The following is a 7818-nucleotide window of genomic DNA, read 5'->3' on the forward strand; positions in this document are numbered from 1 at the left end:
GAGCGATCCTGCTCGCGATGGCGGTGTTTCAGGCAACATTGATGTTGACTGGTCTGCCGTCTTCGCGAGCAAGCTCGGCTCCTACAGGGATTGCGTCAGGCTCAGATACCGAATCGGTCACGCAGCGCGTAATACGCCGCGCCCATGGCAGTGAGCGGGGCCTGGAAGGTACGGCCGCCGAGCATGGGCATGTGTGGCAAGGACGCGAAAGCATCGAAGCGTTCGGCGTCGCCGCGGATCATTTCCGAGATCAGTTTGCCGGCCAGGTGTGAGCAGGTGACGCCGTGACCGCTGTAGCCTTGCATGTAGTAGGCGTTTTTTTCGATGCGACCGAATTGCGGCATGCGCGACATGGTCAGCAGGAAGTTGCCGGTCCAGCGGTAGTCGATTTTCACGTTCTTGAGTTGCGGGAAGGTCTTGAGGATTTTCGGGCGGATCAGTTGTTCGATGTCGTCCGGCTCGCGAGCGCCGTACACCACGCCGCCGCCATACAGCAGGCGGTTATCGGCGGTGAGGCGGTAGTAGTCGAGCAGGTAGTTGCAGTCTTCGACGCAGTAGTTGTTGCTGATCAGGCTGCGGGCGACTTTTTCGGACAACGGCTCGGTGACGACGATTTGCGAACCGCAGGGCATGCTTTTGCGGGTCACGCGGTTGTCGAGGTCTTGCGGCAGGTAAGCGTTGCCAGCGATCAACAGGTACTTGGCCCGCACCACGCCTTTGGCGGTGCGCACGGTGATCGGCTCGCCGTAGGTGATGTCCACGGCGGCGGATTGCTCGTAGATTTTGCCGCCCAGACGGATGATCGCGGCGGCTTCACCCAGGGCCAGGTTCAGCGGGTGGATGTGGCCGCCCTGCATGTCCAGCAGGCCGCCGACGTAGTTGTCGCTGCCCACTTCGCGCTTGATGTCAGCCGCGTCGAGCATTTTCAGGTTCTTGTTGCCATAACGTTCCCAGCTGCTTTTCTGCTCAGCCAAGCCTTTGAGTTGTTTCTTGTTCAGCGCCGCGAAGATGCCGCCGGGGCGGTAGTCGCATTTAATGTCGTATTCCTTGATGCGCGAACGGATGATGTCGGCGCCTTCGAAGATCATGCTGCCGAGCACTTCGGCGGATTTCTCGCCATAACGCTCTTCGATCACATCGACGTCGCGGCTGTAGGAGTTGACCAGTTGACCGCCGTTGCGGCCGCTGGCGCCGAAGCCGACTTTGGCGGCTTCGAGTACGGTGACGCTGTAGCCCGCTTCGCTGAGGAACAGCGCCGAGGACAGCCCGGTATAGCCGGCGCCGATCACGCAGACGTCGCATTCCACCAGCTCTTCAAGCATCGGGTAATCGCCGGTCTGGTTGCGGGTCGCGGCGTAGTAGCTGTTTACATGAGTTTGCTGCATAAATTTCTCCGAGGGCCGTCGGCACGCGCCGACGACCGCCGCTGTAAAAGTGTTAGAGCTTGATCCAGGTCGCTTTGAGTTCGGTGTATTTGTCGAACGCATGCAGCGATTTGTCCCGACCGTTACCCGACTGCTTGAACCCGCCGAACGGCGCGGTCATGTCGCCGCCGTCGTACTGGTTGACCCAGACACTGCCGGCGCGCAAGCCGCGGGCGAAGGTGTGAGCCTTGCTGAGGTTGCTGGTCCACACGCCGGCGGCGAGGCCGAAGATGCTGTCGTTGGCGATCTGCAGCGCTTGTTCAGCGGTGTCGAAGGTGATCAGCGACAGCACCGGGCCAAAGATTTCTTCCCGGGCGATGGTCATGGCGTTGGTCACGCCGTCGAAAATCGCCGGTTCCACGTACAGGCCACCGGTGCCTTCGAGGGTGCGATTACCGCCAGCGATCAGTTGCGCGCCCTGGTCTTTGCCGACCTGGATATAGCGCAACACCGATTCCAATTGGCGCTGATCGACGACTGCGCCGACAGTGGTTTCGGGATCCAGTGCATGCCCCGGTTTCCACGCTTGCAACGCTTCCACCAGCAATGGAATGAACTGCTCGCGGATCGAGCGCTCCACCAGCAAACGCGAGCCGGCGGTGCAGACTTCGCCCTGGTTGAAGGCGATTGCGCTGGCCGCCGCTCGGGCGGCTGCGCGCAAGTCCGGGGCATCGGCGAACACCACGTTCGGGCTCTTGCCGCCCGCCTCCAGCCACACGCGTTTCATGTTGCTTTGCCCGGCGTAGATCATCAGTTGCTTGGCAATCGCGGTCGAGCCGGTGAAGGCCAGTACGTCGACGTCCATGTGCAACGCCAGCGCCTTGCCGACGGTGTGACCGAAGCCCGGCAGGACGTTGAACACGCCTTTGGGAATGCCGGCGTCGAGGGCCAGTTGCGCGATGCGGATCGCGGTCAGTGGCGACTTTTCCGACGGTTTGAGGATGAACGAGTTGCCCGCCGCCAGCGCCGGGGCGAACTTCCAGCTGGCCATGATCAGCGGGAAATTCCACGGCACGATGGCGGCGACCACGCCTGCGGGCTCGCGGGTGATCAGGCCCAATTGGTCGTGGGGTGTGGCGGCGACTTCGTCGTAGATCTTGTCGATGGCCTCGGCGCTCCAGCGGATCGCGTTGGCGGTCGCTGGAATGTCGATGCCCATGGAGTCGCTGATGGGTTTACCCATGTCGAGGGTTTCCAGCAGCGCCAGTTCTTGCTGGTTGGCCAGAATCAAGTCCGCGAAACGAATCAAAATGCGCTTGCGCTCTGCGGGGGCCAACCGCGCCCAGATGCCGGATTCAAATGTGCGACGCGCAACGGCGACTGCCGCATTGGCGTCGGCTTCGTCGGTGCTGGCGATGTTTGCCAGGAAGCGACCGTCCACCGGGCTGATGCATTCGAAGGTGTCGCCGCTGAGTGCCGGGCGGTATTGGCCGTCGATGAATGCGCGGCCTTCTAGTGTCAAGGACTGGAAGCGTTGTTCCCAGTCGCTGCGAGTGTTTGTCATGGTTGTGACTCGACGCAGAGGAAAAAGTAATCGTCAGGCTGACGCCCTACAGGGGGCATTCATCCGCCATTGAATCGGGTATTGCCCCATCAAACCGTGTGCAAGTACCAGTTGTACTCAAGGTCGGAGATGGAGTTTTCGAACTCCGCCAGTTCGCTTTCCTTGCACGCCACGAACACGTCGATGTACAGCGGGTCGATGTAGCGCGCCATGACTTCGCTGTCGTCCAGCTCGCGCAGGGCATCGCGCAGGTTGTTCGGCAGGCTTTGCTCGTTCTGCTCGTAGCTGTTGCCTTCCACCGGTGCACCCGGCTCGATTTCGTTGGTCAGGCCGTGGTGAATACCGGCCAATACCGAGGCCATCAGCAGGTACGGGTTGGCATCGGCGCCGGCGACTCGGTGTTCGATGCGCACGGCGTCCGCCGAACCGGTGGGCACGCGCACCGCCACGGTACGGTTGTCGATGCCCCAGCTGGGCGAGTTCGGCACGTAGAACTGCGCACCGAAACGCCGGTACGAGTTGACGTTCGGGCAGAGGAAGGCCATCTGCGCCGGCAGGGTCTCGAGCACACCGCCGATCGCATGTCGCAGTGCGGCGTTCTGCTCGGGATCCTCGCTGGCGAAAATGTTATTGCCTTGCTTGTCGAGAATCGAAATGTGCACGTGCAAACCGTTGCCCGCCTGGCCCGGATACGGCTTGGCCATGAAGGTGGTGTCCATCTCGTGGTCGTAGGCGATGTTCTTCACCAGACGCTTGAGCAGCACCGCGTAGTCGCAGGCTTTTATAGGGTCGCAGACGTGATGCAGGTTCACTTCGAACTGCGCCGGGGCGCTTTCCTTGACGATCGCGTCCGCCGGGATGCCCTGCTCTTTCGCGCCTTCGAGGATGTCTTGCAGGCAGTCGACGTATTCGTCCAGATCGTCGATCAGGTACACCTGAGTCGAGTGCGGACGCTTGCCGGAGACCGGCGAGCGTGGCGACTGCGGACGACCGTTCACGTTGTCCTGGTCGATCAGGTAGAACTCCAGTTCGAACGCCGCGCAGATGGTCAGGCCCATGTCATCGAACTTGCTCACCACCTGACGCAGCACTTCGCGTGGGTCGGCGAAGAAAGGTTCACCTTCGAGTTCGTGCATGGTCATCAGCAGTTGCGCGGTCGGGCGCTTCTGCCAGGGTTCAATGCTGAGGGTATCGGGGATGGGGTAGCAGATGCGGTCCGAGTCGCCGATGTCCAGACCCAGGCCGGTGCTTTCCACCGTAGAGCCGTTGATGTCCAGGGCAAACAGTGACGCCGGCAGGTTAATGCCTTTTTCGTAGACCTTGTGAAGACTGGTGCGCTCGATGCGCTTGCCGCGCACCACGCCGTTCATATCCGCAATCAGAAGGTCGACGTACAAAACCTCGGGATGTTTCTTAAGGAATGCGTTTGCTTCGTTGAGTTGAACGGCACGCAGAGGGACCGACATGATGCACCTATTAGCTGTTAATTATTATGTTCACTTCACTTGCGAGGGCCAGTCAACCCGAACGGCAAAGTGAAGTCAATAGCGAACATCCGGCCTTTCATCCTTTATTTTCTGGCCTTTTTTGGGCGTCACAGTGCCAGATCAGGCTTGCGAACCGCGTAGATCCTCAGCACCGGACGCTCTGCGTTTAGAATTTTTTACATGAGAGTTGTTAATTAAAATCAACAAGGCTAAGCTCCGGAAAAGCTCGTTCAAGTGTGAAACTTCGAGGTGATAAAAATGGCATTCAAGCCATTGATCGGCGTTACTGCGTGCGTCAAACAGATTGGCCTGCACCCCTACCACGTCAGCGGCGACAAGTATTTGCGTGCTGTCAGCGTCGCGGCTTTGGGGCTGCCGGTGGTCATTCCTTCCCTGGCGGAACTCACTGAAACCGATGAGCTGCTTGCGCAGCTGGACGGTCTGCTGCTGACCGGCTCGCCGTCGAATGTGGAACCCTTCCACTATCAAGGCCCGGCCAGCGCTCCCGGTACGGATCACGATCCGCAACGGGACGCCACCACCCTGCCCTTAGTGCGTGCGGCGATTGCCGCCGGTGTTCCGGTGCTGGGCATCTGCCGGGGGTTTCAGGAAATGAACGTGGCGTTCGGCGGCAGCCTGCATCAGAAGGTGCACGAACTGCCCGACTATCTCGATCACCGCGAAGCGGATCATCCGGACATCGCCGTGCAATACGCACCGACCCATGCCGTGACGGTGCAACCGGGTGGTGTGTTCGAAGCGCTGGGCCTGCCGCCCGTGTTCCAGGTCAATTCGATTCACAGCCAGGGCATCGACCGACTCGCGCCTGGCTTGCGTGCCGAAGCGCTCGCGCCGGACGGCTTGATCGAGGCGATTTCCGTCGAGCACAGCAAGGCATTTGCTCTCGGCGTGCAATGGCACCCGGAATGGCAGGTGCTGAGCAACCCTCCCTACTTGAGTATTTTCCAGGCGTTTGGCCAGGCGTGCCGACAACGGGCGGCGCTGCGTCATTCGCGCTGACTTCAAACACGACTGATTAACGATTGACTGCCCCCGTGAGGCCGGCGGGTGCGCCTTTGCGCGCCGGTCGCTCACGAAATAGATGAACCGCAATAACAACAAGCACGACCAGGCAGCCAGGACGGCGGTGCCGAATAAGCCCGAGCGCAGCGCATCGTCCGGCCCGGGTTTGCAATCCACTCTTAAGTCAGGCCGCGTTGGCCCGACGACTGAAACCTGTTGGGAGTTTCATATGGCAAACGCCTCCAGCATCTACAGGAAGGCTCTTGAAGGTCACCAGGCACCGAAAAAGGTGTTGGTGAAAGTCGACCGCGTCACCAAGAAATTCGACGAAACCACCGCCGTGGACGATGTGTCCCTGGAGATCCATCAAGGGGAAATCTTCGCCCTGCTCGGTGGCTCCGGCTCGGGTAAATCGACGTTGCTGCGCATGCTCGCCGGCTTCGAGCGCCCGACCGAAGGACGCATTCTGCTCGATGGTGTCGACATCACTGATATGCCGCCCTACGAACGGCCGATCAACATGATGTTCCAGTCCTACGCCTTGTTCCCGCACATGACCGTGGCGCAGAACATCGCCTTCGGCCTCAAGCAGGACCGTTTGCCCGCCAGCGAAATCGACGCCCGTGTCGAAGAAATGCTGCGCCTGGTGCACATGACCCAATACGCCAAACGCAAACCCCATCAGTTGTCCGGCGGTCAGCGTCAGCGGGTGGCGCTGGCGCGTTCGTTGGCCAAGCGACCGAAGCTGTTACTGCTCGATGAACCGATGGGCGCACTGGATAAAAAGCTGCGTTCACAGATGCAACTGGAGCTGGTGGAAATCATTGAGCGGGTCGGCGTGACCTGCGTGATGGTGACCCACGACCAGGAAGAAGCCATGACCATGGCCGAGCGCATCGCGATCATGCACCTGGGCTGGATCGCCCAGATCGGCAGCCCGGTGGACATTTATGAGGCACCGGTCAGCCGCATGGTCTGCGAGTTCATCGGCAACGTGAACGCCTTCGACGGCACCGTTGTGGAAGACCTGGAAGGTCACGCTATCATTCACAGCCCGGACCTTGCGCAGAAGATTTACGTCGGCCACGGCGTGAGCACCTCGGTGCAGGACAAGTCGATCACCTACGCCATCCGCCCGGAAAAAATGCTGGTCAGCACCCTCAAGCCCGATACCCGTTACAACTGGTCCGAGGGCAAGGTGCATGACATCGCTTACCTCGGCGGCCACTCGGTGTTTTACGTGGCGCTGCCCGGCGGCAAGATCGTCCAGTCGTTCATGGCCAACGCCGAACGCCGTGGCGCACGCCCGACCTGGGACGATCAGGTCTACGTGTGGTGGGAAGACGACAGCGGCGTGGTACTGCGCTCATGAGAACCTTCAATCAGCAGTTCCTGCGCCTGGTGCCCAGCGGCCGCAAACTGGTCATCGGTATTCCGTTCCTGTGGCTGTGCCTGTTTTTCCTGTTGCCGTTCTTCCTGGTGATGAAGATCAGCTTCTCGGAAGCGGCCCTGGCCATTCCGCCCTACTCCGAGATTTACACCTTCGCCGAACAGAAATTTCAGCTGCTGCTGAACCTGGGTAACTACTCGCTGCTGACCGCAGATGAGCTGTACATCTCGGCCTACTTTGGCTCGTTGAAGGTCGCGTTTTTAAGCACGCTGATGTGCCTGGTGATCGGTTTCCCGATGGCCTACGCGATCACCAAGGCCAACAAGGAAACGCAAAACGTTCTGCTGCTGTTGATCATGATGCCGACCTGGACCGCGATCCTGATCCGCGTGTATGCGTGGATGGGCATCCTCAGCAACAACGGTTTACTCAATGCGTTCCTGATGTGGACCGGGCTGACGTCGCAGCCGATCGAGATCCTCAACACCAACACCGCCGTCTACATCGGCGTGGTTTACGCCTACTTGCCGTTCATGGTGCTGCCGCTGTACGCCAACCTGGTCAAGCACGATGGCAGTCTGCTGGAAGCCGCGTCGGATCTGGGTTCGAGCAACTTCAACAACTTCTGGAAAATCACCGTGCCGCTGGCCAAGAACGGCATCATCGCAGGCTGCATGCTGGTGTTCATTCCAGTGGTCGGAGAGTTCGTGATTCCGGAACTGTTGGGTGGCCCGGAAACCCTGATGATCGGCCGCGTGCTGTGGCAGGAGTTCTTCAACAACCGCGATTGGCCGGTGGCGTCCGCCCTGGCGGTGGTGATGCTGGCGATCCTGATTGTGCCGATTCTGCTGTTCAACCGTAGCCAGGCCAAAGAGATGGAGGGACGGGGATGAAACGCTTCGGATTTTCAAAGTTCATGCTGATTTTCGGCCTGTCGTTTATCTACCTGCCGATGCTGATTCTGGTGATCTACTCGTTCAACGCCTCGAA

Annotated in this window: 6 protein-coding genes and 1 pseudogene; 4 read left to right on the forward strand and 3 right to left on the reverse strand. The window is 60.0% G+C overall.

Annotated elements, in window-relative coordinates:
- Positions 1 to 101 precede the first annotated feature (101 nt).
- The 3 genes from HCU66_RS11895 to HCU66_RS11905 form a co-directional block, all read right to left on the reverse strand.
- Complete coding sequence (locus tag HCU66_RS11895) at positions 102 to 1385, reverse strand: NAD(P)/FAD-dependent oxidoreductase (RefSeq protein WP_205888671.1); 1284 nt, start codon at positions 1383 to 1385, stop codon at positions 102 to 104.
- Between the two features lie 52 nt (positions 1386 to 1437).
- Positions 1438 to 2928 carry an aldehyde dehydrogenase gene (locus HCU66_RS11900; protein ID WP_205888672.1) on the reverse strand — a complete coding sequence of 497 codons (1491 nt, stop codon included), beginning with the start codon at positions 2926 to 2928 and terminating at the stop codon, positions 1438 to 1440.
- A gap of 89 nt (positions 2929 to 3017) precedes the next feature.
- On the reverse strand, positions 3018 to 4394 hold the full coding sequence (locus HCU66_RS11905; RefSeq protein ID WP_205888673.1) for a glutamine synthetase family protein: 1377 nt from the start codon (positions 4392 to 4394) through the stop codon (positions 3018 to 3020).
- Between the two features lie 279 nt (positions 4395 to 4673).
- Between HCU66_RS11905 and HCU66_RS11910 the strand changes: the two genes are divergently transcribed.
- The 4 genes and pseudogenes from HCU66_RS11910 to HCU66_RS11925 all read left to right on the forward strand — a co-directional run.
- Positions 4674 to 5435 (forward strand): gamma-glutamyl-gamma-aminobutyrate hydrolase family protein, encoded by a 762-nt coding sequence (locus HCU66_RS11910; RefSeq protein WP_205888674.1) that lies wholly within the window; start codon positions 4674 to 4676, stop codon positions 5433 to 5435.
- 232 nt (positions 5436 to 5667) lie between these two features.
- Entirely contained in the window at positions 5668 to 6810 is a 1143-nt protein-coding gene (gene potA / locus HCU66_RS11915; RefSeq protein WP_205888675.1) for a polyamine ABC transporter ATP-binding protein, read from the forward strand.
- A 29-nt stretch (positions 6811 to 6839) separates the two neighbouring features.
- Positions 6840 to 7721 carry an ABC transporter permease subunit gene (locus HCU66_RS11920; protein ID WP_205888680.1) on the forward strand — a complete coding sequence of 294 codons (882 nt, stop codon included), beginning with the start codon at positions 6840 to 6842 and terminating at the stop codon, positions 7719 to 7721.
- Positions 7718 to 7818, forward strand: a pseudogene (locus HCU66_RS11925) (putrescine ABC transporter permease PotI); the annotation flags it as partial. The gene HCU66_RS11920 and the pseudogene HCU66_RS11925, both read left to right, overlap by 4 nt.

The organism is Pseudomonas frederiksbergensis (genome assembly GCF_017114915.1).
GTDB classification, from domain to species: domain Bacteria; phylum Pseudomonadota; class Gammaproteobacteria; order Pseudomonadales; family Pseudomonadaceae; genus Aquipseudomonas; species Aquipseudomonas frederiksbergensis_I.